This window comes from Colwellia sp. MEBiC06753 (genome assembly GCF_053470325.1).
The window spans coordinates 1-25,583 of record NZ_JBQMTM010000021.1 but is presented as its reverse complement, the minus strand read 5'-3'; the positions used below and the strand labels follow the sequence as shown (position 1 = coordinate 25,583).

Genomic DNA, 25,583 nt, shown 5'->3' with positions numbered 1-25,583 from the left:
AACAAAGGAGAACTTGTTTACTCTTTGAGGTCAATCTCAGGAGGGGTGGCGTTATTAGTAAATAACCTCAGCTTCACATAAGCAATGCGTTTCTAGCCATTATTTGTACTAATTTCTTCGTTATATTGCAGTGAAATAACTCGCTATTCCTACCGCAATATGCCTTGAATTTAGCCCAAAATACTTGGCTAGAAATTAAAAGTTACATAACTTTTTGAATTTATTGCTATAGCACTATTTCTTATGCAAACCTGAGGTTAAATAAAAAAGGCTCGTTACGTTATTAAAACGTATTGACCTTCATGGTATAAAATGTCGTTCAAATTTAATGGCTTTTAATTTAGGTACACCAATTTAAGTTTGGCTATTCCAAATTAAATGCGGTGTTACAACGAGTAAAAGCCATTAAAAGGGATCGAGAGACAGCGTCAATTACGTCTGTCTACATCGTTTTCACTTACTTAACCTCAGCGTTATTTAATGTCAAAGCGATCTAATTGCATCACTTTCACCCAAGCGTTAACGAAGTCGTTAACAAACTTGTCTTTCGCATCATCTGATGCATAAACTTCAGTGATTGCTCTTAGCTCTGAGTTTGAACCGAAAATTAAATCAACAGGCGTTGCTTTCCATTTTAAGTCGCCTGATGCACGGTCATACCCTAAGTAAATACCATCATTTGCTTGATCTTTTGACCACTTAGTAGACATATCAAGTAGGTTAACGAAGAAGTCATTGCTTAATGCACCTGGCTTGTCAGTAAATACCCCGTAAGATGAACCGTCGTAGTTCGCACCTAAAGCGCGTAAACCACCAACAAGTACGGTCATCTCTGGTACGTTTAAGCCAAGTAAATTAGCTTTGTCTACTAACATTTCTGTTGGCGACATATAGCTGCCTTCAGCATAGTAGTTACGGAAACCGTCAGCCATTGGCTCTAAATAGCTAAATGATTGAACATCAGTTTGTGCTTGTGTGGCATCAACACGGCCTGGCGCAAAAGGAACAGATACTTTATGACCCGCTTCTTTAGCTGCTTGTTCAATTGCAGCTGCTCCACCTAAAACGATGACATCAGCTAACGATACTTTAGTTTTACCTGATTTTTTGTTGAATGCCGTTTGTACCGCTTCAAGCTTATCAATCGCTTTGCTTAACTCAGCAGGGTTGTTTACCGCCCAACCATTTTGTGGCTCTAAACGAATGCGCGCACCGTTTGCACCACCACGCATATCAGTTACACGGTGACTTGCTGCAGCAGCCCAAGCAGTTCTTACTAATTCAGAAGTAGTTAAACCTGATGATAAAATTTGCTTTTTAAGCTTAGCAATGTCTTTATTACCAATAGTTTTGTAATCAGCTTTTGGTAATGGGTCTTGCCATAATAACACTTCACTTGGCACTTCTGAGCCGACATAACGAGCACGAGGGCCCATGTCACGGTGAGTTAACTTAAACCAAGCTTTTGCAAAGGCTTTATCAAATTCACTTGGGTCGGCTCTAAAGCGCTCAACCACTTTACGGAACTCTGGATCTTCTTTTAACGCGATATCAGTCGTGAACATAATCGGCGCGTTACGCTTACCTTTGATGTGGGCATCTGGTACTAAGTTTTTCGCCGCTTCATTATCAGGTGTCCATTGTTTGGAACCTGCTGGGCTCTTAGTTAATACCCAGTTAAAGCCCATTAGGTTATCTAAATAGTTTGATGACCATTGGGTTGGAGTGACTGTCCAAGCACCTTCTAAACCACTGGTAATAGTGTCGGCACCAACGCCTGAACCACATTTGTTTTTCCAGCCAAGACCTTGGTCTTCAATAGCAGCAGCTGCCGGCTCTTTACCTACGCATTTGTCTGGACGCTTAGCACCGTGTGCTTTACCTAAAGTGTGACCACCAGCAATTAACGCAACAATTTCTTCGTCATTCATTGCCATGCGACCGAACGACATACGAATATCTTTGGCTGCTAATAATGGATCAGGGTTACCGTGTGGACCTTCTGGGTTCACATAAATTAAGCCCATTTCAACTGCCGCTAAAGGACCTTTCAATTTACCTTTGTTGTCGCGACGCTCGTCTTTAAGCATATTGGTTTCAGGGCCCCAGTAAACTAAATCTGGTTCCCAATCATCGCTACGGCCACCGGCAAAACCAAAGGTTTTAAAGCCCATTGACTCAAGTGCAACGTTACCGGCTAATACCATTAAGTCAGCCCAAGAAAGTGAATGGCCGTATTTTTGTTTCACTGGCCATAATAAGCGACGTGCTTTATCTAAATTGGCATTATCTGGCCAGCTGTTTAATGGATCAAAACGTTGTTGACCACCAGCAGCACCGCCACGGCCATCGTTAACACGGTAAACACCAGCACTGTGCCACGCCATACGGATCATTAATGGACCATAGTGCCCCCAGTCTGCTGGCCACCATGTTTTAGAGTCTTTCAATGTTGCTTCAATATCTTTTTTAAGTGCTTTGATATCGATAGTGGCGAATGCTTTTGCATAGTCAAATGATTCACCATAAGGGTTTGATTCAGCGCCGTGCTGACGTAGTGGACTTAAGTTGAGTTGCTCAGGCCACCAGAATTGATTGGTTTTAGCTTGTGTCACTGCATTTGATAATGGTGAGAATGCCATTGTCGAAAGCGCAAGTGATACCGCCGCCGCAACAGGAAGTGATTTTTTAAATAACATTGTCATTTTTTCCTTGTAATTAGACGTGCTTACTTAATTTGCTTTATAAGCTTAGTTACGGCTTGGTATATTGGATAATTGAATGTATTGAAGATAATGTTCAATATTTTTAATGACAAAGGGTGAAGGTGAATTTTACTTCAATAACAATATGTTATGTTTATTTCCTCAACCATTGTTATAGTGTTGTTAACGTAAGAGCACTAGGCTTGTCTAATTAAAGTGATTAAAATAAGATTAATGTTCATAAAAATCTATCGTAAATCGGTAGGGGTCATTAAATGATTTCATTAAAACAATTAAATTACGCGTTAGCTGTTGAAAAAACGCTACATTTTAAAAAAGCAGCCGAAGCGTGTAATGTCTCTCAGTCGGCGTTAAGCACCGCAATTAATGAATTAGAAAAACAATTGGGCGTCGCGATTTTTGAGCGCAATAATAAGCAAGTGTTAGTCACCAATGACGGTCAGTTAATCTTAAATAAAGCGAAAAAAGTGAAGCTCGAACTTGATGAGTTAATGCAAGTTTCACAAACTAATAAACAGCCGTTTGCTAGTCCAATGACCTTAGGGGTTATTCCAACTATTGGCCCATATTTACTGCCGAAAGTATTGCCAGCGCTTCGCAAGCAGTATCCTGACTTTAAGTTAAAAATTGTGGAAGAGCAGTCGCATGTCTTAGTGGATATGGTGCGAAATGGCGATATTGATGCAGCGGTCTTGGCATTGCCATTTGCAATTGAAGGCTTAATGCGTTTTGATTTTTGGCAGGAAGATTTTTATTGGGTTAGTCATAAAGATGAATGTCCAAGCCAAATGAAAGAAATTACCAGCGAAGAGCTAAATATTGAAAAATTAATGCTATTAAAAGATGGGCATTGTTTAAAAGATCATGCGCTAGCGGCTTGCAGTTTTCAAAATAAAAAACAAGAAGCCGACTTTGATTCAGCGAGTTTGCATACCTTAATTCAAATGGTTGCAGGAAAGCTTGGTACGACATTAGTGCCACAAATGGCGTTGGATCAGCTGATTTATAATGAGTCAGAATTACGTGCCGTACATTTAAATGAGCCGGGCCCGCACCGAACTATTTCATTAATTATTCGTCCGAACTATGTACGCACTAATGAAATTACCTTGCTAAAAGACATCTTTCACCAAGAGCTGTCAGCAAAGTGTGTTGAATAATAATGCTGACAATCAAGGTAAAGTCAATTTTGACCAGTAAATTTGATAGGTATGCTTGATAAGTAAGCTAGGAAAAGGTCAACCGAATGTTGACCTTTTTTGATGCAGTTAGCTGTTTACGCTAAAGTGCTAAACAGCTGAAGCACTTAATAGCTAAACTGTACAGTTGATTACATTGATTGGACATTGCTCATCAACTGGTTAAAGAACGAGATTGAACCCGCCAATTCCTTAACTAAAATACGTTCGTTAATACCGTGGAATCTGGCAATGTCTTTGCCTGACTCTAACTGCAATGCGGTAAAACGGTAGACATTTGGTGCGAACGGGCGTGAAGAGAAATGTTTGGCATCAGTACCACCAACCGCTAAAAATGGTGAAACAATTAAATCGTTACCCCAAGTTTGGCGAATGGTTTTTTCAATCAGGTTATATTCTTTGGTCGCTACTGGCGATATTGCCGAAGGATCCGTTGATTGTGACACTACGCTAACATCAATACGCTCATCATTAATCACAGATTTTACCGTTTCTATAACAGAATCTACGGTATCACCATGAAGAATACGGAAGTTGACTACGGCTCTTGCTGAAGTTGGTAACACGTTGTCTTTAACACCTCCGTTAATCATAGTAACGGCCGTTGTTGTGCGCATCATGGCACGGGTTAGTGGTAGCTTTGACATTTGCTCGATAAATGTTTGCTCTAATGGCGTCACTTGCTGTTCATTACCAAACGCAACAGCACTGAATATTGGTTGTTGTGAAGTTGGCAATTCAGGCCCTAGGTAACGATATTGGCTACGCAAAGCTGGGGTAATTCGGTATGGGAATTGATTATTTTCAAGCTTAGTAACAGCTTCAGCCAAAATTCCAATGTTTGAGTGATCAGGTGGCATTGATGAATGACCACCACTGCCGTTGATCGTTAAGGCTAAGCTAGTAAAGCCTTTTTCTGCGATAGAAATTAATGCGGTATTTTTACTTATACCCGGAAATAAGCCCGGAGCAATAGGTGCAGCTTCATCTAATACCATGGCAATGTGCTTAATACCGCGTTTTTCTAATAAGCCAGCTAAATGACCAATACCGTCGCTACCACCAACTTCTTCATCGTGACCAAAGGCAAAGATCAGTGTGCGCTTTGGTTGAAAGCCTGCTTTAATTTTCATTTCAGCAGCTTCTAAAATTGCGTGTACCATGACTTTGTCGTCAATGGCGCCACGTCCCCAAATATAACCATCTTTAATAACCCCGCCGAATGGATCGTGAGTCCATTGGTCGCGAGTTTCAGGAACAATAGGAACGACGTCTTGGTGAGCCATCAATACGACAGGTGCGAGCGAAGGATCGCTGCCTTGCCATGTATAAAGCAGGCTAAATTGACGCTGCTCACCGACCACTTCCTTTGTTAATGTCCGATGAACGTTTGGGTAGGCACTTGCCAAATACTGGTGATAACCGCCAAACGCGGCTTCATCAAAGTCATTTCGGTCTTGATTAGAAATGGTTTTAAAGGTTAAGCCTTTGGCTAAGCGCTTAGCCGCTTCATCGGCGTTCACAGCTACTCTTGCTGGCGCAACATCAGTCATTTGCATTGATGTTAATTCGGTAGCATGAATTGCACTTGTTGTAAGTAGCGTTGATGTAAGTAGCGTAGAAGTAATTAGCGCTAATGGTGATTTTAGTAATCTCACTAGGAATTGTCCTCATCTATTTTTATTTTAATTAATTTCTTATTTTTAATGGTCTTAGCTATACCGCAGAGCTGAATTTTTTTGAGAATTGCTTGTTAACTGCTTGTATAAATTAAAAATTATCATGCAATTAACTAAAAAATTGTTAGTTAGGTGACATTTGTCATGGCTTTATTCATTAATTTGTAAATAAAGTGGTTTTTTATAAAGTTTATATAAAACAAATTGTTAGCGTTATTTTTGTTGTTTAAACTTGAGGTTTTTGAGGTAAATGTTAGGTAGGTGACGTTTTTTCACTTATGGGCGATTTAGTATGACGGTCATAAATAAGATTGGAGTCAGTGTCGATGAACAAAAAGAGAAATAGCGAAGTTATTTACAACAGTTCAAGTAACCTTATGAATCAATTTCGAAAAGGGTTATTGCAAGGAGCTGGTGTCGATACTGAAAAAATTAAAAAACGTCCGTTAATTGCAATTGCCAATTCTCATAGTGAGTTGACTACTGGCCATGCTCATTTGGCAGAGCTAGGTAATCGAGTTAAACAAGGTATTTTAACCGCGGGTGGCGAATACGCTGAATTTAACGTACCAGCACCTTGTGATGGTGTAGCCATGGCGCACGATGGTATGCGTTATGTGTTAGCGCAACGTGATTTAATTGCCGATATTGTTGAAACACATGTTCGTTCACAAGCATTTGATGCGGTAGTGTTTATTGCTGGTTGTGACAAAATTAACCCTGGTATGATGATGGCAATGGGTCGTTTAGATCTGCCGTCAATTTATCTTGCTGGTGGCCCTGGTCAGTTTAATGTCCGCAACGCACCGAAATTTCAAGGTTCAATTGATCATGGCGATTACTTTAAAGAGCCAGAAATGCTGCAAGAGTCAGTTACCTGTGCTAGCTGTGGTGCTTGTGAAATTATGGGTACTGCGAATACCTTCCAATGTTTAGCCGAAGTATTAGGTATTTGTTTGCCGGGTAGCTCAAATATTCCAGCATGGCATTCTGATAAGTTATTAGCTGCACGCGCTACTGGTGAGCAAATTGTTCACTTAGTGGAAAAAGGCATTACTGCTCGTCAAATTATGACCAAAGAAGCCTTTGAAAATGCAGTGAAAATGAACATGGTTATTGGTGGCTCAACCAATGCAACCTTACATTTGCCTGCTATTGCTCATGCTGCTGGCGTGGATATGGATGTAACGGCATTTGAGCAAGTTGATCATATTCCAACGTTATTATCAATCAGCCCTAATGGTCCATATGGCGTTCAAGATTTATGGGCAGCAGGCGGTATGCCAGCGGTAATGAAAGTAATGCAAGAAGACTTATATACTGATGGCATTACGGTAACTGGTCAGCCACTGATTGATACCATTAACCATGCGCAAGTACGTAATAGCCGCGTGATCCCAAATAAAGAAAATGCTCATCGCCAAATGCCCGGTATTGCCGTGCTTCGTGGTAATTTAGCGCCAGATGGTTGTGTCATTAAACAAGCTGGTGTTAAGCCGGAACTAATGAAAACATCTGGTCCTGCTATTTGTTTTGATAGCGAAGATGACGCAATTAATATGCTACAAGACGGTAAATTTCCTGAAGGTCGAATTATCGTTTTACGCTACATGGGGCCCAAAGGGGCGCCAGGTATGCCGGAAATGTTAGGTGCAACCTTAGCACTTAAAGCCGCTGGCTTAGGGGCGTCAGCATTAGTGACCGATGGTCGCTTCTCTGGTGCAACCTCAGGCCCTTGTTTGGGTCATGTTTCACCTGAAGCTTCAGACGGCGGTATGATCGCGTTTATTGAAGATGGTGACATTATTACCATTGATATTGAAGGTCGCTCAATTCATGTTGAAATCTCTGATGAAGAATTAGCCAAACGTAAAGCAAACTGGCAACCTCTGGTCAAAGAGGTAGGTTTTGGCTTTATGCAGCGCTATCGCAAACATATATCGAGTGCCTCTAAAGGCGCGATCTTAGACTAACCTATTAGGTGAGTCTTAAAAGAAATTTAAGCAAAGGATAAAAATGAACGACGTTAAGTTAACTGACAAATATACGATCAATAAAGGTCGTATATTAATTTCAGGTACGCAAGCGCTAGCTAAACTACCAACATTACAAAAGCAGTTGGATGAAAAAGCCGAGCTTAATACTGCAGGTTTTATTTCTGGTTATCGAGGCTCTCCATTGGGGGGCTTTGATGCGTTATTGTACCAAAGTAAAGAATTACTCGATCATTACAACATTGTATTCCAACCAGGTGTTAACGAAGACCTAGCCGCTACCGCGATATGGGGTACTCAACAACTAGACAATGTTGCAGACGAAGCCACGGTTGAAGGTGTTTTCTCTATTTGGTACGGCAAAGGTCCAGGAACCGATCGCAGTGCTGATGTATTAAAGCACGCAAACTTCTCTGGTACTAACAAAAATGGTGGTGTGTTAGTTATTGCCGGGGATGATCACCCGGGTAAATCATCAACCGTACCAAACCAGTCTGAATTGGTGTTAATGGCCTGTTCAATTCCCGTATTGTACCCATCAAATGTTGAAGAGTTTTTTGAATTTGGTTTAGCTGGCTGGGCAATGTCTCGATTCTCAGGGCTTTGGGTTGGCTTTAAAACCGTTAACGAAACAGTTGAGCAAACATCAACGCTTAATATCGATGTTGATAGCTTTAGTTATAACTTGCCGACAGATGTACCAGAAGCAACGCGTAGTATTCATTTTAAACCACGCAACTATACGCCAATGCAAGATGAAGTTGACGTTACGCGCGTGAAGTTGCCAATGGCACAAAAATTTGCTCGAGCAAACCATATTGATAAAACACCAGTATTAGCCGCGACTAAAAAGCTAGGTATAGTAACTTCAGGTAAATCTTATATGGACGTACTACGTTCATTGGAATTACTTGGCATTTCGTTGCCGCAAGCTGAAGCGCTAGGACTAAGTGTTTATAAAGTGGGGATGATTTATCCACTTGAGCCAGAAGGTTTAACGGAGTTTGCTAAGGATCATCAGCAGCTTTTCTTTGTTGAAGAGAAAAAAGCGGTAATGGAAGGCCAAGCCGCTCAAATCTTGTTTAATATGGCAGATCGTCCAAGTCTTGTTGGTAAAGAAGACTTAAACGGCAATACATTATTGCCAAGTGATGTTCAACTAGAGCCGTTATCGTTAGCACTATCGATTGTTGATCGTTTAGATGAATTAGGCATGTTAACGCCTGAAATTGAAGAGCGCAGTAAAGCATTACAGCTGCAACTGGGCCATAAACCTAGTATTAATATGGCAACGGCTCGTTCACCATATTTCTGTTCAGGTTGTCCTCATAACCGCTCAACTAAATTGCCAGCAGGCTCTAAAGCTATGTCAGGTATTGGTTGTCACGCCATGGCGTTAATTACCAATCCAAACACATTATCATCTACCCACATGGGCGGTGAAGGCGCGAACTGGTACGGTTTATCACACTTTACTAAAACCAAGCATATGTTCCAAAACTTAGGTGATGGCACATATTATCATTCTGGTTATTTAGCGATTCGTGGAGCAGTGACTACAGGCGTTAATATTACCTATAAAATTCTATTTAATGACGCAGTAGCGATGACCGGTGGCCAGCCACACGATGGCCCAATGTCGGTGGGTAATATTGCGCGCCAAGTGCTTGCTGAAGGTGCAAAAAAGGTTGTGCTAGTTTCAGATAAACCAGAATTGCATAAATCCAGTGGTGATATCCCAGTTAATGTTGAGATTAAACACCGCACAGAGTTAGAGCAAGTACAAATAGCGTTCCGTGAAATTCCAGGCACAACGGTAATTATTTACGAGCAAACTTGTGCTACTGAAAAACGTCGTCGCCGTAAGCGCGGTTTAATGGAAGACCCGAAAAAACGTACGTTTATCAATGATGCGGTTTGTGAAGGTTGTGGTGATTGTTCTGTTCAATCTACGTGTGTCAGTATTACACCAAAAGAAACCGAACTCGGTCGTAAACGTGCGATTGATCAAAATAGCTGTAATAAAGACTTTACGTGTCAGGAAGGCTTCTGCCCGTCGTTTGTTACGGTTTATGGTGGTGATGTTGCTAAAGGCAGTGCCGCAACAATTGATCAAAGCTTGTTTGCCAACTTACCAACGCCAGAATTAAAGCCGTTATCACAAGCCTATAGCGTGATGGTTACTGGTATTGGTGGTACAGGGGTTATTACCATTGGCGCTATTTTGTCAATGGCTGCTCATATGGAAGGCCGTGCGGCATCAGTTTACGACATGACCGGTTTAGCGCAAAAAGGTGGTGGAGTTTATAGCCATCTTAAAATTGCGGAAAAAGACAGTGATATCAACGCTCAACGTATTGGTTTAGGTGAAGCTGACTTACTCATTGGTTGTGACTTATTAGCGACAACAGGCCCTGATGCTATTATGAGTATCGGCAAAGATAAAACGAAAGTTATTGCCAATAGTAATGTTCAAACACCGGTTCAATTCCAATTTGCCCCAGATGTACCGGCTAATAATAAATTAGCTGAACAAAGCATTATCAGTATTTGTGGTGAAGCGCAATATCACGCCATTGCGGGTACTCAGTTGGCGCAAGGCTTATTAGCTAACACTATTGCAACTAATATGATGATGGTGGGTTATGCTTATCAACAAGGGTTAATTCCTGTATCGGCTGCTGCCATTGAAAAAGCCATTGAATTAAATGGTGTTGCTGTATCATTTAATAAAACCGCTTTCGCTTTAGGTCGCTTAATTGCCCATGACAATGATAAGGTAATTGACATATTAGAAGCTTCTGGCGCGCTAATTAAACCATTTACCCCGCTTGATACGGTTGAAGAAATTAAAGCACATCGTGTACAGCTATTAACTGACTATCAAGATGCTGATTACGCTAAACGTTACGTTGCGTTAATTGATCAAGTTGATAGTGCTGATAAAGCGGCAGACAAAGCATTCACTAAAGCGGTAGCTCGTGTTTTCTCTCGTTTAATGGCTTATAAAGATGAATACGAAGTTGCCCGTCTTTATACTGACGGCGAATTTGCTAAGAAACTTAAAGCGCAGTTTGATGGTGATATTACCGTTAAATTTAACTTAGCACCGCCATTATTTAGCAAACGTGATCCAGTGACTGGCCACTTAATGAAAAAAGAGTATGGCAGTTGGATGATGAAAGCTTTTGGTATTTTAGCTAAGTTTAAAGGCTTACGAGGTAGTGCATTAGATATCTTTGGTTATACCGAAGAGCGTAAAATGGAGCGTAAGTTGATTGATGAGTACGAGCAATTAATTTTAGCGTTATTGCCTAAATTATCTGCTGGCGAGTTAAATGAAATTCAATACCAAACAGCGGTTGAACTTGCGACGACTGCTCAAAAATTACGTGGCTATGGTCATGTTAAAGAAAACAATGTCGCACAAGTGAAACAAGCTTGGGTGAAATTGCAATCGCAAATCGAGCACCCTGAAGAAGTGATTTATAAACAGGTAGTGTAATAGCTACTGCAAGCAATCACTTATTACAAAATAAAAAGCAAACGAACTTAAATTTAAGTCGTTTGCTTTTTTTTATATCTAGTCATTAGTAGCTAGTAATTAGTAATGCGCTAGTCATGTGTCAAAATCAGCAAAATTTTTTTCATTTAACCTTATAAAAACGATTTTTTGTAATACCCTTTCAAAACATAATGGTTTATTTTTTTGCAAAATATAGGTAGTCTCCCCCACAATTAAATTTTTATCGATATTTATATGCTTGTGTTTGGCAATATAATTATTGTCAAAATATCGCAATAGCTAATATCACCGAGTATCTGTCTATGTTAGTCGTTCCAAATCTACATAATTGGCGAAAAGACCTGAGCGAAGAGGCACTTAGTGAGCTGAAAAAAATGGTTCAGTTAAAAAAATACGCCAAAGATCAATTTATCTATGTGTCTCGAGAAGAGTCACATTCTGGTTTCCAAATTGTATCTGGGCGTGTTGATATTTGTACCTATTCGGAAGATGGCGATCAATTAATTTTGTCGACACTCAATCCCGGTGATTGCTTTGGTGATTTAAGCTTGTTGACTAAAGAGCGCCGAGTTAACAGCGCCGTTGCCAGTGAAGATACATTATTAAATGTCTTAACTAATGAGCAACTTGAAAGCCTTATTCAGAGCTTCCCTGAAATATTATTGGCCATGAATACCATGCTTTGTAACCGTTTTCGTATGGTTTCAGAAATGCTGGAAGATGCTTACTTATTGCCGCTTTATAAACGCTTGGCAAAAGTATTGGTTAGATTAGTGTTTAGTCAAGGAATTAAAGAAAAAAATGGCGATATGACGGTGTGTAATGTTTCCCAAGAAACCTTAGGGTTAATGGTGGGCGCCACCAGACAAAGTGTCGCTCGCGAGCTGAAAAAAATGGAAAATGATGGCATGTTAAGTGTCAAATATAACAAACTAACCATTCCTGATTTAAACAAAATGATTGAGCAATTCGATTTAATTATTCCTAAAGATTCACTGGTCGCTTCTTACCCTAAAGAACAAAAATAACCGCCTATTTATTGGCCGATTTAAGTTCAGACTGTCTAGCATCAATAAACTATACCAATAATGGTGGCGAAAATATCACCATCTTTTATTGTTTTTTCATTATTTTCTTTTGTATTTCATTATAGTTACAAAAAATATTAGACATTACCAATATGGATTTTCTGTAAAATCAATGTGTAACTTGTTGATTACTAATTACTTTATTGCTTAACAGTATGGTAACAAAAAAAAACAATTATTCCCCTTTGGTAGAATGTTAAGTTTCTAACAATTAAAAGTATATCGCTATGATAGATTTGCTCAACTAGTTAAACCTTGAACTTGTCAACCAGTTATAAGCGGTAGTGCTGACAACAAAATTAATAAGCACATCGCAGATATAGCAATAATAAAAAGGACAATCTCGCCGTTTAATTGCATCACAATTTGAAAACTAGCTATTTATTACCTAGTTATTTACATCACTATACATGCTAATGGGGGAATTAAATGTATATCGGGATCGTGCTGGCTGTTGCGCTATTTATTTTCTTTGCTATGCGTGGCGTTAGCATCTTTTTAGCTTGTCTTATTTGTACTATGTTGGTGGTAGTCACCAATGGTCTGGCTATAGATAAATCAATTTTCGAATACTTCGCGTTTGGCCCATTAGGGGCGTTTTCTTTTGCTGGTAAATTCTTTGTACTGTTCCTGATGGGAGCAATGTTTGGTCGAGTCACTGGCGATAGTGGTGCGGCGTCAAGTATTGCTATGGCCTTAGTAAACAAGCTAGGTGAAAAGAGGGTCCTTTGGATCACCGTTTTAGCTAGTACCATTTTTACCTACGGTGGTGTCGTGGTCTTTGTGGTGATTTTTGCCATGTACCCATTGGGCATCAAAATGTTGCAACAATCGAATATTCCTAAACGCTTATTTGTTGCCGCTATTGGTTTAGGTGGCGCAACCTATACCTTATCAGCGTTACCGGGTACGCCATCCATTCAAAATGTTATTTCCTCTGTATCGCTTAAAACTGACCTGTTTGCAGCAGGTGGCTACGGTATATTTGGCTCATTATTAATGTTTGGCCTAGGTATGATGTACTTAGAATATGAACGTAAAAAAGCTGCTTTAAATAATGAGGGATTTGTTCCAAGCGAACGTGATTTAGCGGTATTAGCAAGTGACAACGAACAAGAATTACCGCATTGGGGTAAAGCTATTATTCCAATTTTAATTGTTATTGGCACCATTATTGTGCCTCGATTATTTACCGTACTAGGTTTTGACGTGGCAGATAACGCTATTATTAGTTTTGCCATGAGCCAACCAATTTTATGGCCAAGTCTGGCGCTACTTATCGGTATTATTGCAACTATTATATTGTTCCCATGCATGCGTAAAGACACCCTAGTTAAAATTGGACGAGGTGCCGATGATGCAATTATGCCATTAATGGCAACGGCGGTAGTGATTGGTTTTGGTGCGGTAGTAACTAAAACAGCAGGCTTTCAAGAAGTGGCAGCTTGGCTAACCTCATTAGATATTAATCCACTATTATCAATTTTCGTCTCTGTTAGTTTAATGTCGGCAATTGTTGGCTCAGCTACAGGTGGCTTACAAATATTCTTAACCACTATGTCACAACCATATCTAGATAAAGGTGTTGATCCAGAGATTCTACATAGAGTTGCAACAATGGCTAGTGGTGGCTTTGATAGCTTGCCGCATTGTGGTGCTGTAGTAGCAGTACTTGCCATTACTGGCTTAAATCATAAACAAGGCTATAAAGATTTAGGGGTTATTACTTTAGTGGTTCCGGTAATAGCAACCTTAACGACTATTGGCTTAATTTCTATCGCTTAGCGGCGGTAGAAATTAAGCGATAGCAATTAAGCAGTGGAACAAATACATAATATTTATAACAACATAAGCTTTGCTTTAATAAAGCTTAACTTTACACAAGTACTATTAAGACAAAAAAAATGAACTCACGGGGAAGATAGGATGAATAAAAAAATTAAATATTCATTGGTGACATCAGCAGTAATGCTTGCGCTGCAAGGTCAAGGTTTTGCTGAAGAAGCAGAAACAATCGCCAAAAAAGAAAAAGAAGTTGAGGTAATTGTTGTTACCTCACAAAAACGTTTGCAACGCTTAATAGATGTACCAATTTCGGTAACCAGCGTTGGTTCAAAAGAGTTAGAGCAACGCGGTATAAAGCAGCTGCAAGATATTAGTGAAACTGCACCTAACTTAAACATGAGTGAATCAATTGATTTTCGCTCAAAAGTAACTATTCGTGGTGTTGGTGCTAACAGCCGTAACATTGGTTTTGATAGCCGCGTAGGTATTTATATTGACGGTGTTTACTTAGGTCAATCACCAGCGCTAAACCAAGGTTTAGTTGATTTAGAGCGTGTTGAGGTACTTCGTGGCCCACAAGGTACGTTATTTGGTAAAAACACTATTGCTGGTGCAATTAACTTAATTTCACAAAAACCAATTGATGAATTTGAAGGTTCAGTTACTGCTAATATTGGTAACTTTGATGTTCGTGATTATCATGTAAAATTAAATTTACCATTAGGTGATAGCACTGCGGCTAAGGTGTTTTTAAACCGCTCAGAAGGTGGCTCTTATGTTAAAAATACTATGACAGGTCGTGATGTTGGTGATAAAGACGCTATGGCTGGCCGTATTAATTTAGTGTCTGAGCTTTCTAGTGCCTTAGAATTTACTTGGAGTGCTGACTACGCGAACAGTGACAACTATATCCTTAATGGCTCGCCGTTAACTGATCCATTTGGTTATGATCCAGCTGCTGGCCCATTCACAACGTTGTTACCACAAGAGTTTATTGACTCGGTTGATAAAAAATTTGAAATTTATCAACCTAGAGATGCCAAAGAAGATAAAACTGTTTGGGGTACATCTGCCATTTTTGACTACACAATGGCTAATAACTTTGCGTTAAAATCAATTACCGCATATCGTGATACTGAAATGCGCGTAAGATTACCAACGGATCTTTCACCGTTGGATATTTTGCATGTCGACTATACGGATGCGTATAAGCAAACTACTCAAGAGTTTCAATTAATTTCCCCTGATCAAGGCGACTTTAAATATATTTTAGGTGCTTATTATTTCAGTCAAGACAGCTCAACAGTCCGTGATGCAATTGCCGCGGCTGGTGGTGCAATTTTGGGCCTTAGCCCCGGTGTTGCTGTGGCTGTTGATGGTGACGTAGAAACCACCAGTTATGCACTTTTTGCTAATGGTACATATGATCTTAATGCAGATTGGCAATTAGGTTTTGGTCTGCGATATTCATCAGAGAAGAAAGAAGTTGATTGGGATATTGATGGTTCTCGTTCCGGTATCTTTAGAATGGCAACGGCAAATGTTACCGATGATCGTACCGACAACTATGTATCACCAGCAATTAATATCAGCTACGCAGTTAGCCCTGACGCGCAATTATATGCTCGTTATTCAACAGGCTTCAAAAGTGGTGGTTATAATTTAGACTTCGTGACTGATGATGTATTAGAAGCGGGTATTGAGTTTGATAAAGAAACGGTTGATAGCTATGAAATTGGTTATAAAACTCAGCTAATTGATTATGGCCTAAACTTTAACTCGTCAATTTTCTATTCAGAATATGAAGATTACCAAGTTAACCAATATGTTGATTTAGGTGGCGGGCGTACAGCAATTAGTATTACTAACGCGGCTGCGGTAATTACTCAAGGTGTCGAACTTGAATTTGATTACCAAATGACTGATGATTTCGCAATTACAGGTTCATTAGGTTATTTAGATGCAACCTTTGACAGCTTCCCAGGTGGTGGTACTGGTGGTAGCGATGCCTCAGGTAATTACTTACCAAATGCGCCAGAGTGGACAGCGTCATTAAGCTTGGAATACTTCCAAGAAATTTCTTCGCTTGATGCAACAATGCAATACCGCCTCGACTATAACTATACAGACGAACAGTACTATTTAGTTAACAATGATGAAAACTACGTAGTGCCAATTACTGGTAAAGTGGTTGATTTTGATAAAGCTGATTCATACAGCTCAGTAAATGCCCGTATCACATTAATGTCTAACGAAGATACATGGCAAGTGGCGCTTTGGGGCCGTAACTTAAATGACAGCGATCATATGATTGAAAGTTACCGTGAATTCTTCGGTGGCATCAATGCAATTTATGCTCGCCCAAGATCTTACGGTGTAGAAGTTAAATATAACTTCTAATTGTTAAGCTCTAATGAGAGTTAAATAACTTAAAAGGCTTTTCTCCCTAAGCCTTTTAAAATGGCCTTTTTAAAAACGAACCTTTCGAGGTTCGTTTTTTTTATCAAAAAAATTATACAAAAATACACGGATATAAAACACATAAACTAACTGATAAATTAACTAATTTGGTTTAACATTTAGCTATTAACATCTAAGCATGAAATAAGTGTTGGTTTTGCTAGCAATGTAATGCCACGTAAGCGATAGCAATGTAATGCCATGCAAGCGATAGCATAGAAAGTTCAACACCAATACGACAACGTAAGAAAATAAAAACAAAGGCAAAATCAAATAATTATGGTTAATTCTATTAATGCAGAAAATCAAGGTACACCGTTATTTGTTATCAATCATGATGACTATGCAAACTGGCTAGCTCAGCAACCCGCTGAAGTGAAAAACTGGTTACAAACCACGGGCTATTTAGGGAAAGGCTTAAGCTTAGTACCAAGTGCTGATGGCAGTATCGCTTTTGTAATAATGTCAGTTGAAGATGCCAGTAATTATTTTGCCTGTGGAGATTTAATTCATCAGTTACCTAAAGGTCAATATGCGTTAAATGCCGATGCTAGTTATCACTTCGCTATTGCTTTTGGCTGGACAGTCGGTAGTTATCGTTTTGAGCGTTATAAAACATCTGAAAAACAATTGCCGATACTTTCAATTGCCGATCAAACCATTGTTGATGATGCGATAAAGTTTGCGCAAGCTACCGCACTAGTACGTGATTTAGTTAACACACCAGCTGCTGATATGATGCCGGAAGATTTAGCGCTTTGTGCGCAAACGCTTGCCGATGAATTTGATGGTAGCTTTAGTGAAGTAGTTGGCGATCATTTACTTGATGAAAATTACCCGACCATTCATGCTGTCGGTCGCGCTAGCTGTCATGCCCCGAGATTATTAGATTTACATTGGGGCAAAGCAGATGCGCCAAAAGTCACGTTAGTTGGTAAAGGCGTGTGTTTTGACAGCGGTGGCTTAGATATTAAACCGGCTGCTGGTATGCGTTATATGAAAAAGGACATGGGCGGTGCCGCTCATGTACTAGGTTTAGCGCGCTTGATTATGTCATTTAATTTACCGATAAATTTACGGGTGCTAATTCCTGCAGTTGAAAATGCCGTTTCTAGCAATTCATTTCGTCCAGGCGATGTGATTAAAACCCGCAAAGGTTTAACCGTTGAAATTGATAATACCGATGCAGAAGGGCGTTTAGTGTTATGTGACGCTTTGGATGAAGCAGCGAATGATAAACCTGATTTAATCATTGATTTTGCTACCTTAACCGGAGCCATGCGCGTTGCGTTAGGTACTGAACTACCAGGCTTTTTTGCCACTAACGATTCCACTGCTCAAGGCATTACCAATGCAGGTCTTGGCAATGATGATCCTGTATGGCGGATGCCACTACATCAGCCTTATAAAGATATGCTTAAAAGCGATATCGCTGATTTAGTCAATTGTCCAACAGGGCCATTTGGCGGTGCAATTACTGCCGCATTATATTTGCAGGAATTTCTACCTAAAGATATCGACTGGTGTCACTTTGATATTATGGCGTTTAATACTCGTGCATTGTCAGGCAGGCCTAAAGGAGGTGAAGCCTTTGGTATTCGCGCAGTATTTGAGTATTTAAAACAGCGCTATAATGCTTAACATCTGATGACTAATTAATCATTAGTTCTATTTCACTTAAAGGCTAACCGTTTTAGGTTGGCCTTTTTTACATGAGTTAGCTCGTTTTTTTAAACTCATTACGATGTTATATCACTTACGGGATTGGTAATTAGTGATTAAATTTGAATCAATCGCGGGATTAACTTAAGCTCAAGGAACTAAAACAGTAATCTTGTTGCGCAGGGACCATGACTTTCTTTCGAGAGCTTAAACGCAGGAACGTGTTTAAAGTAGCAAGCGTCTACTTAATCACTACGTGGCTGATTCTACAAATTGTTGCAGTGGTCTCTCCCGCGCTGCATTTGCCGACATTATTTAGCACCATAGTGACCTTGGTGTTAGCCATGGGCTTTCCCGTTGCTTGTATTTTTGCGTGGGCATTTGAACTAACGCCTGAAGGTATTAAGCGCTCTTATCAGGTGGATCGCGATGAGTCTATTGCCTCTGAAACTGGGCAAAAAATTAATTACTTGTTGGCGTTTTCTCTAGCACTGGCTTTAAGTTTTATCGCCTATCAGCAGTGGGCTGTGGTAGAAGCCGATGACAGCTTAGAGCGCTCAATTGCCGTGTTACCGTTTGAAGATATGAGCCCTGATAAATCACAAGGCTATTTTGGTGATGGTATCGCCGAAGAAATTTTAAATTCACTGGCGCGGTTAAATCAATTAGTGGTGATTGCTCGCACGTCTTCTTTTAACTTTAAGCGGTCAAATGCTGACATTAAAGAAATCGGAGAAAAGCTGCAGGTTAATTACATTTTAGAGGGCAGTGTCCGCAAAGATAACGACATGGTGCGTATCACCGCCCAATTAATTGAAGTGGCGAGTGGCGCCCATATTTGGTCGCAAACCTATGATCGTGAACTGATCAATATTTTTTCATTACAAGACGAGCTTACCTTTGCCATAACCCAAGCATTAAAACTGAATTTATTACCTGAGCAAGTGGCACTTGAAGCGGGGATGACAACCGAGCCTCAAGCCTATGATCTTTTTATTAAGGCAAGAGCATTGCAGTACCAACGTAGCGCTGAAACCATTAAACAAGCTGTTGAGTTGTTAGAGCAAGCGCTTGCCATTGATCCAAACTTTCATCTAGCTCGCGCGCAGCTTTATATGTCGTATAGCTTTGCCAATGATTATGGCGGCTTTACTTTTGAACAACAGAAACAAGCGAAAAAATCGCTGTTTTATCAATTATTAACCGCACCTGATTTCCCACTAAAACATTTAGCATTTGCCGATTATCTTAGTGATAAAGGTGAATTTAAGGTTGCTCAAGCGCTTTATACGAAAGCTTATGAATTAGCACCTAATGACCCATTAATACAAAATATTTATTTATTGCAAATTAACGATATAGAAAAAATTATTGCTGAGCGTAACAAAATAATCAGAACAAACCCTGACAGCATTATAAATTATCATAATTTAAATACGTTATATGTTGCTAAAGGGGATCTTGAACAAGCGTATCGGGTACTCAAATTACTGGAAGATAAAGCGCCTGAAGACGCTATCGCTAATTATTCAATGATGTACTATTCAATCGAGCATCAACCACAAAAAACTATAGACTATTTAGCACAATATCAAGGTAAGCCAGTTGAGTATCATTCTCTAATATTAGCGGTATTATTTTTATTGCTCGGTGACATTGATGCTGGCATTAATGCGTTAGCGCAAGAGTTTAAGCATTTTCCAGAATCGAAAAAGTGGTGTAATGAAGTCTTTATACTCATGAGTGAATATAAACAACAAGGGCTATTAACTGATGAGCAAATAACACAATTTAACCAATTGGGTTTTACTGAAACGCAAAAGCAACATGCATTAGCCTTACAGGGACTATTACAGGGCGATGAACAAATATTTGCTAAACAATTTAATATAGAAAATAACACCCCAGCAGAGTTTCTCGATAAAACTAAAGATATACCATACGAATACGAGGCATTGCTTTATGCTGCCATAAAAAAACAGCAAGGAGATAACCGTTTCGCTGAAGCATTACTGCCTGCAATTCGTATTAATTTATTAAAATGTGAGGCAGTTGCTTATGGTGGTGGTAATCGGGAGATTTGTTTACTTTATATGTATTTAGCCGGCAATTATTCACCGCAACAGTTTTTAAATACCTTTAAACGCTCGTTAACTCGGTTAAATTTTAGTGTAATAGGCATAGAAAGGTTTATTTTTAGCTCACCCATTTATTACGGGGTAAAGCAACACCCTGAATTTAAAGCATTGGCCAATGATATGCTGGACAATACCTTTCGTAAATGGAACCCTAAATTGATAGATCACGCGCTGAATAATGAGCATGCCTTATCGCAGGTAGCAGTTAAATAAGCGACCTTGTTTAAACTAGATAAACTGGTTGCATATATCGTTAACTTTCATCATTCAAATAGCTCAAACAAGTCAAACAAGTCAAACAAGGCAAACAAAATAAATTTTATGACTCAAAAATCCATTCTTATTACTGGTTGTTCATCAGGTATTGGTTTACATGCAGCGCTAACACTAGATGCCAGAGGCTATCAAGTGTTTGCCACCGCTAGAAACAATGCTGATGTTGAGCAACTTAAAGCAAAAGGGCTAAATGCCCACCAATTAGATTTAACTGTTCAAGACTCGATAGAAAAAGCTGTTGCTTGGTTGCTGGCCGAAACGGGCGGCACACTCGATTATTTATTTAATAATGGTGCCTATGGTCAACCGGGGGCTTTGGAAGACTTATCGGTTGAAGCACTGCGAGCGCAATTTGAAACCAATGTCTTTGGTTGGCACCAATTAACAAAGTTGGTTATTCCTGTCATGCGTGCGCAAGGTCATGGCCGCATTATTCAATGTAGCTCTGTGCTTGGCTTTGTTTCAATGGCGTATCGAGGTGCTTACAATGCGTCAAAATATGCCATTGAAGGATTAACAGACACGCTGCGCCTAGAGCTGGCTGATGCTAATATTAAAGTGGTGCTAATTGAGCCAGGGCCGATTGAAACACAGTTTCGTGCTAATGCCTTAAAAGCATTTGAACAATATATTGATAGCGAAAACAGTGTTCATAAAGAAAATTACCAAGTGCAAAAGAATCGGCTGTCGGTTGAACAGTCTAATGCTAAATTTTGCCTGCAACCGATTGATGTCACCCATGCGTTGATTAACGCACTTGAAAGCAAGCGCCCAAAGATTCGTTATCGTGTCACCACGCCGACTAAGGTTTTTGCTTTACTCAAAAGGCTATTACCGGCACGTTGGTTAGATGCCATTCTTGTTAAGGGTTAAGGGTTAAGGACTAAGAGTTAGGTATTAAGAGCTTAGGGTTAGTTTTATATATGTGAAGGGCTAACTCTTATCTGGTGCTTGTGACAGCTGATAAGTGTTCGCCCAAAACTGGCTTGAAAGCTTATTAACCACATTTGACTCGGCATTAATCAGTAAAGCAAAACCAACCCCTAATTCAGGTGCATAGCCAATATCAGCGCGGTAACCTTCAACCCAACCTGAATGATAAACTATTGGCATATCGTCAAATTGGTAGATGCGCCAGCCATAGCCGTAATGAGCATCGGTAAGGTATTTACGCCAGTGCTTCCTACGTAGATCTTTTTGGGTTTTAACTCTTGGTGTCGTGAGCTCTGCTAGTAACGCAGGCGATAATACTTCCGGCGCGTAACCTAAATTAGCCATTAACCATTTGGCTAAATCAGTAATGCTGGCATTAACCCCAGCAGCCGCAGGCACTTTGTAAAAATCAGGCTCAACATCCACCGTTCGCCAAACATAACGTTTGATTGCTTTACCCGCGCTGTCGCGTTTACCCGTGTTAACGCGTTTAATTAAAACATGGGGTTTAGCAGTGTTACTGTGCTCAATAAATGCTTGATAGCCGACAGAAGCGTTTTTCATTGCTAACGGGGCAAATATTTTCGATGTAAGTAGTTGTCCATAGCTTAGCGGTTGGCTCGCTTCAATCGCATTTTGCAGTAAACCATAAGTGATATTTTGATAGCCATAGCAACTTTCTGGCTGACAAATTGGCGTAACGCGATTAAAGCGACCAATAATTTTGCCCATGTCCCAGTTTTCATGTAATAAGTTATCGTAGGCATTGGGCATTAAGCCGCTAGTATGACTAAGGATATGTTTTAGTAAAATTTTATCTGCGGCGCCATTGGGTTTTAAGGCAAAGTTTGGCACATAGCGCGTTATCGGATCGGTTAATGTTAATCGCTGTTCATGGGCCAGCATAACTGCAGCAGTAGCAGCAAAAGGTTTGGAAACCGATGCTAATCTAAACACGGTTTGCGGGTTTACCGCTTGTTTATTGGCATTATCTAAATAGCCAAAAGTTTCAATAGCGACTATTTGGTTGTCTTTAATAATGGCATAGGCGCCACCTGGAATACCATATTGTGTTAACTGGCGGTTAACTAGTTGACGATAATCTTGATTAAGATCGGTCAACGCTTTAAAAGAAACTGCTGATGCAGTTGAACAGGCGACAAATAACAAAAAGGTAATTATAAGTTTTTGAATAATTAAATGAAAATGGTTTGGTAACATGAAAAACTAAAACAAATACTTGGGGTGAAACTAAAATTCGGGCGCTATTGTAACTCGTTACCTAATAAAGAGATAGGCAAGCCTTGTAACCAGATTTTTGCAAACTGTCAGCTAATTAGCCACACTAATAACAAGTCTTATACTAAATCTTAAAACATACATCTCAATAATAAGAATTGAAAAAAGGTGCTCAGCGTATGCTAAAGAAATTTTCGATAGCGGTATTAGTGATTATTTTGTTGCCGTTTATAGTCGCGGCATTTATTAAAAATAGTTATCAAGTTGAACGGTCGGTGGTTATTAATCAGCCCAGTACAGTGGTTTTTAACTTTGTAAAGTACTTAAAAAATCAGGATCTTTATAGCAAGTGGGCGAAAATAGATCCTGACATGAAGAAAAGTTTTCGTGGCACCGATGGCGAGGTTGGTTTTGTCTCAGCTTGGCAATCAGATAATGATGAAGTTGGCGTTGGCGAGCAGGAGATTATTGCCATTAAAGATGGCGAGCGCATTGATTATGAATTGCGGTTTATTAAGCCGTTTGCGGCAACGTCGCCGTCGTATATGACTATTGAACCGGTTACTCAACAACAAACAAAGGTTAGTTGGGGCTTTGAAGGTTATTTAGCTTACCCGATGAATTTAATGTTTTTGTTTATGGATTTTGAACAAATCATTGGTGATGACTTACAGCTGGGTCTTAATAATTTAAAAGAAATTCAAGAGCAGCATTAACTGTAGTGTTAACATCAGCATTAAACTCTGCATTAACCGCTGCTGTTGTTTCTTGTTAAAACACGTTTTTAAACCCATTAATCAGCAAAAGGTTTATAACCTAGCCAGTGAATGATATTGCTATTCATTATTTGTTGTTGCTGGCTTTGGTTAATAACGCCAGCTTGCAGGGCGTTATCTAATAAAATACCGGGGTAACAGTTATCAACTGTGCTCATTTCGCCAAGCGGGTAAGGATCATCGACCCCCCAAATTAGCTGTTCACTGCCGTTGCGTTTAATCATCAACTCAAGGGTATCAACATCATGCACTAAGGTGTCAAAAAATACATTCGGTTGTTTTAAGGTTTCGCTGGGGTGATGCGCGTTAGGGAATAAATCGGGACGTCCGTCAATACCTTGCATGGTACGACCATAATTAGCTTGGCTAAGCATATTACCATGGGCAAAACAGGTTCTAACTTTAGGGTATTTCTTTGCAAAACCGTTGAAACTGAACATTAGGTGGGTATCGGCAGTTTGCGCCATCATCCACACTAAATGATAACGCCAATAGTGATCGGTTAAATTCACCATTTTTCCGGCATCATAAGGGTGAATTTCAAGTGCGAGTCCAAGCTCATTAGCCAGTTGCCAAATGGGCGCCACACTGTCATCACATACCGATAACCATTCGCCATTTTTTGCTTGATAATGGGTGCTTAAACACAATAGTTTCATGCCCATACCAACGCAGCGTTCAATTTCGCTAAGCGCTTGGTCGATATGTGCTGGTTGCACGACAAAGCCAGTGGTAAATAGTGATGGCTGTTGGTGTTGCACTTCGGCATTAAAGTCATTTTGAAAGCGTAAAATATCTGCGGTGTCTTGCTCGTTTATGCCATTGCAATAAAGCTGAGACAAGCTAAGTACTACTTCATGATCAATATTATTTTGCGCCATCCACTCAATTTTTTCGGTTAAAAAGAAACTTGGATCGGTAATAGGGCGTCGCCAATTGCCTTGGCACATAAACTTTTTATCATCATCAACCCAGAAAAACTTTTTGTCTTTCATAAACGCAGGAATTTGTTGGGGCGAAGGTAATAGATGACCGTGACCATTGATGCGCTTATATGAACGCTTGGCAGAAGGAGATTGCTCAGGCACTGTGTTTTACACTCGTTTTTATTATTGAGCTTTTATTATAAGTAGCTGAATCGATCTGGCAATCACTAATATTCTTGATGTCGCCGTTTAGTTTTATTTGAGTTTAGTGAAATTTATACGCTAGTTTTGTGGGCTTATTTGTAGGTTAAAGCTTATGTTTAAGAAATGGCAAGACCGGTTGCTAGCGTTATTGTTAGGGGGCTGAATTAATCGCTCAGTAAAAGTTGAGCAAGTTTAGGCATAGCGCATATCGAATTATCGCTAATTTTATGGTAATTTCTCGCCAGCTTTTATTTGAGGAAATAGATTATGCCAAAGGCAAGTGAAATTAAGAAAAATGCCGCTGTTGAATATAACGGTGGGGTTTATATTGTTAAAGATATTGAGCGCTCTGTACCGCAAGGTCGTGCAGGTGGCAGCTTATATCGCATGCGTATGTACAATGTGGTAACAGGCCAAAAAGTTGATGAAACGTTCAAAGATGTCGATATGTTAAATATGGCTGATTTAATTCGTCGTCCAGCAATGTTCTCTTACCTAGATGGCGAAGAATATGTGTTTATGGATAATGAAGATTACACGCCGTATAACATTAATAAAGAAAACATTGCTGATGAAGTGTTATTTATTGATGAAAACACTCAAGGCCTGCAAATTATTGTGGTTGACGGTATGCCAGTTGGCATCGATTTACCGTCTAGCGTTGAATTAACAATTGTTGAAACTGACCCGTCAATTAAAGGCGCTTCAGCCACTTCTCGTACTAAGCCTGCAACCTTATCAACCGGGTTGATTGTACAAGTACCTGAGCACATTTCTAACGGCGATCGCATTAAAGTGAATACCGAAGAGAAACGCTTTATGAGCCGTGCAGATAAATAATTAGATTTGGCTATGTTCCCATTAACTGTTGTTGAATGCGAAATAGCTTGTTTTCATTAAGGTTTCCTGGAGCATCCATATACCTGAACCAACCAAGGTAATGATCAAGGTACTTTGTGGCGACTCCATGAA

General features: G+C 39.7%; 15 protein-coding genes and 1 pseudogene. 11 read left to right on the top strand and 5 right to left on the bottom strand.

Features of this window, described 5'->3' with window-relative positions; all coding sequences use genetic code 11:
* Positions 1 to 473 precede the first annotated feature (473 nt).
* Positions 474 to 2,699: a catalase/peroxidase HPI gene (gene katG / locus ACOB82_RS15110; RefSeq protein ID WP_448213814.1), complete on the bottom strand. Its 2,226-nt coding sequence runs from the start codon at positions 2,697 to 2,699 to the stop codon at positions 474 to 476.
* A gap of 281 nt (positions 2,700 to 2,980) precedes the next feature.
* Here katG and ACOB82_RS15105 point away from each other — a divergent pair, with 281 nt between their 5' ends.
* Complete coding sequence (locus tag ACOB82_RS15105; RefSeq protein ID WP_448213813.1) at positions 2,981 to 3,886, top strand: LysR substrate-binding domain-containing protein; 906 nt, start codon at positions 2,981 to 2,983, stop codon at positions 3,884 to 3,886.
* 170 nt (positions 3,887 to 4,056) lie between these two features.
* Here the strand turns inward: ACOB82_RS15105 and ACOB82_RS15100 are convergent, their stop codons facing one another.
* Positions 4,057 to 5,583 (bottom strand): M20 family peptidase, encoded by a 1,527-nt coding sequence (locus ACOB82_RS15100; RefSeq protein ID WP_448213812.1) that lies wholly within the window; start codon positions 5,581 to 5,583, stop codon positions 4,057 to 4,059.
* 398 nt (positions 5,584 to 5,981) lie between these two features.
* Here ACOB82_RS15100 and ilvD point away from each other — a divergent pair, with 398 nt between their 5' ends.
* From ilvD to ACOB82_RS15060, 8 genes are all read left to right on the top strand, one after another.
* Positions 5,982 to 7,577 carry a dihydroxy-acid dehydratase gene (ilvD, locus tag ACOB82_RS15095; protein ID WP_448213811.1) on the top strand — a complete coding sequence of 532 codons (1,596 nt, stop codon included), beginning with the start codon at positions 5,982 to 5,984 and terminating at the stop codon, positions 7,575 to 7,577.
* 37 nt (positions 7,578 to 7,614) lie between these two features.
* On the top strand, positions 7,615 to 11,103 hold the full coding sequence (locus tag ACOB82_RS15090) for an indolepyruvate ferredoxin oxidoreductase family protein (protein WP_448213861.1): 3,489 nt from the start codon (positions 7,615 to 7,617) through the stop codon (positions 11,101 to 11,103).
* Between the two features lie 323 nt (positions 11,104 to 11,426).
* Entirely contained in the window at positions 11,427 to 12,152 is a 726-nt protein-coding gene (locus ACOB82_RS15085; protein WP_448213810.1) for a Crp/Fnr family transcriptional regulator, read from the top strand.
* Between the two features lie 489 nt (positions 12,153 to 12,641).
* The gene (locus ACOB82_RS15080; RefSeq protein ID WP_448213809.1) at positions 12,642 to 13,997 is read left to right on the top strand and encodes a GntP family permease; all 1,356 of its coding nucleotides are present in this window, start codon (positions 12,642 to 12,644) and stop codon (positions 13,995 to 13,997) included.
* A 141-nt stretch (positions 13,998 to 14,138) separates the two neighbouring features.
* On the top strand, positions 14,139 to 16,397 hold the full coding sequence (locus ACOB82_RS15075; protein ID WP_448213808.1) for a TonB-dependent receptor: 2,259 nt from the start codon (positions 14,139 to 14,141) through the stop codon (positions 16,395 to 16,397).
* 339 nt (positions 16,398 to 16,736) lie between these two features.
* A complete protein-coding gene (locus tag ACOB82_RS15070) occupies positions 16,737 to 18,098 on the top strand; it encodes a leucyl aminopeptidase family protein (RefSeq protein ID WP_448213807.1) in 1,362 nt (453 codons plus the stop codon).
* 242 nt (positions 18,099 to 18,340) lie between these two features.
* Positions 18,341 to 20,470 (top strand): hypothetical protein, encoded by a 2,130-nt coding sequence (locus ACOB82_RS15065; protein WP_448213806.1) that lies wholly within the window; start codon positions 18,341 to 18,343, stop codon positions 20,468 to 20,470.
* 108 nt (positions 20,471 to 20,578) lie between these two features.
* A complete protein-coding gene (locus ACOB82_RS15060) occupies positions 20,579 to 21,406 on the top strand; it encodes an SDR family oxidoreductase (RefSeq protein WP_448213805.1) in 828 nt (275 codons plus the stop codon).
* A 60-nt stretch (positions 21,407 to 21,466) separates the two neighbouring features.
* Here ACOB82_RS15060 and ACOB82_RS15055 read toward each other — a convergent pair whose 3' ends face one another.
* Positions 21,467 to 22,687 (bottom strand): serine hydrolase domain-containing protein, encoded by a 1,221-nt coding sequence (locus ACOB82_RS15055; RefSeq protein ID WP_448213804.1) that lies wholly within the window; start codon positions 22,685 to 22,687, stop codon positions 21,467 to 21,469.
* Positions 22,688 to 22,884: 197 nt separating this feature from the next.
* Between ACOB82_RS15055 and ACOB82_RS15050 the strand changes: the two genes are divergently transcribed.
* Positions 22,885 to 23,421 (top strand): SRPBCC family protein, encoded by a 537-nt coding sequence (locus ACOB82_RS15050; RefSeq protein ID WP_448213803.1) that lies wholly within the window; start codon positions 22,885 to 22,887, stop codon positions 23,419 to 23,421.
* Between the two features lie 77 nt (positions 23,422 to 23,498).
* Here the strand turns inward: ACOB82_RS15050 and ACOB82_RS15045 are convergent, their stop codons facing one another.
* Complete coding sequence (locus ACOB82_RS15045; protein ID WP_448213802.1) at positions 23,499 to 24,569, bottom strand: amidohydrolase family protein; 1,071 nt, start codon at positions 24,567 to 24,569, stop codon at positions 23,499 to 23,501.
* Between the two features lie 309 nt (positions 24,570 to 24,878).
* Between ACOB82_RS15045 and efpL the strand changes: the two genes are divergently transcribed.
* A complete protein-coding gene (gene efpL, locus ACOB82_RS15040; RefSeq protein ID WP_448213801.1) occupies positions 24,879 to 25,451 on the top strand; it encodes an elongation factor P-like protein EfpL in 573 nt (190 codons plus the stop codon).
* A gap of 10 nt (positions 25,452 to 25,461) precedes the next feature.
* Here efpL and ACOB82_RS15035 read toward each other — a convergent pair.
* Positions 25,462 to 25,583 (bottom strand): annotated as a pseudogene (locus ACOB82_RS15035) (IS1595 family transposase); the annotation flags it as partial.

Coding starts and splice junctions, on each gene's coding strand:
- katG (WP_448213814.1), bottom strand. CDS start 2,699: ATGTTATTTAAAAAATCACTTCCTGTTGCGGCGGCGGTATCACTTGCG.
- ACOB82_RS15060 (WP_448213805.1), top strand. CDS start 20,579: ATGACTCAAAAATCCATTCTTATTACTGGTTGTTCATCAGGTATTGGT.
- ACOB82_RS15080 (WP_448213809.1), top strand. CDS start 12,642: ATGTATATCGGGATCGTGCTGGCTGTTGCGCTATTTATTTTCTTTGCT.
- ACOB82_RS15055 (WP_448213804.1), bottom strand. CDS start 22,687: ATGTTACCAAACCATTTTCATTTAATTATTCAAAAACTTATAATTACC.
- ACOB82_RS15075 (WP_448213808.1), top strand. CDS start 14,139: ATGAATAAAAAAATTAAATATTCATTGGTGACATCAGCAGTAATGCTT.
- ACOB82_RS15070 (WP_448213807.1), top strand. CDS start 16,737: ATGGTTAATTCTATTAATGCAGAAAATCAAGGTACACCGTTATTTGTT.
- ACOB82_RS15105 (WP_448213813.1), top strand. CDS start 2,981: ATGATTTCATTAAAACAATTAAATTACGCGTTAGCTGTTGAAAAAACG.
- ACOB82_RS15085 (WP_448213810.1), top strand. CDS start 11,427: ATGTTAGTCGTTCCAAATCTACATAATTGGCGAAAAGACCTGAGCGAA.
- efpL (WP_448213801.1), top strand. CDS start 24,879: ATGCCAAAGGCAAGTGAAATTAAGAAAAATGCCGCTGTTGAATATAAC.
- ACOB82_RS15050 (WP_448213803.1), top strand. CDS start 22,885: ATGCTAAAGAAATTTTCGATAGCGGTATTAGTGATTATTTTGTTGCCG.
- ilvD (WP_448213811.1), top strand. CDS start 5,982: ATGAATCAATTTCGAAAAGGGTTATTGCAAGGAGCTGGTGTCGATACT.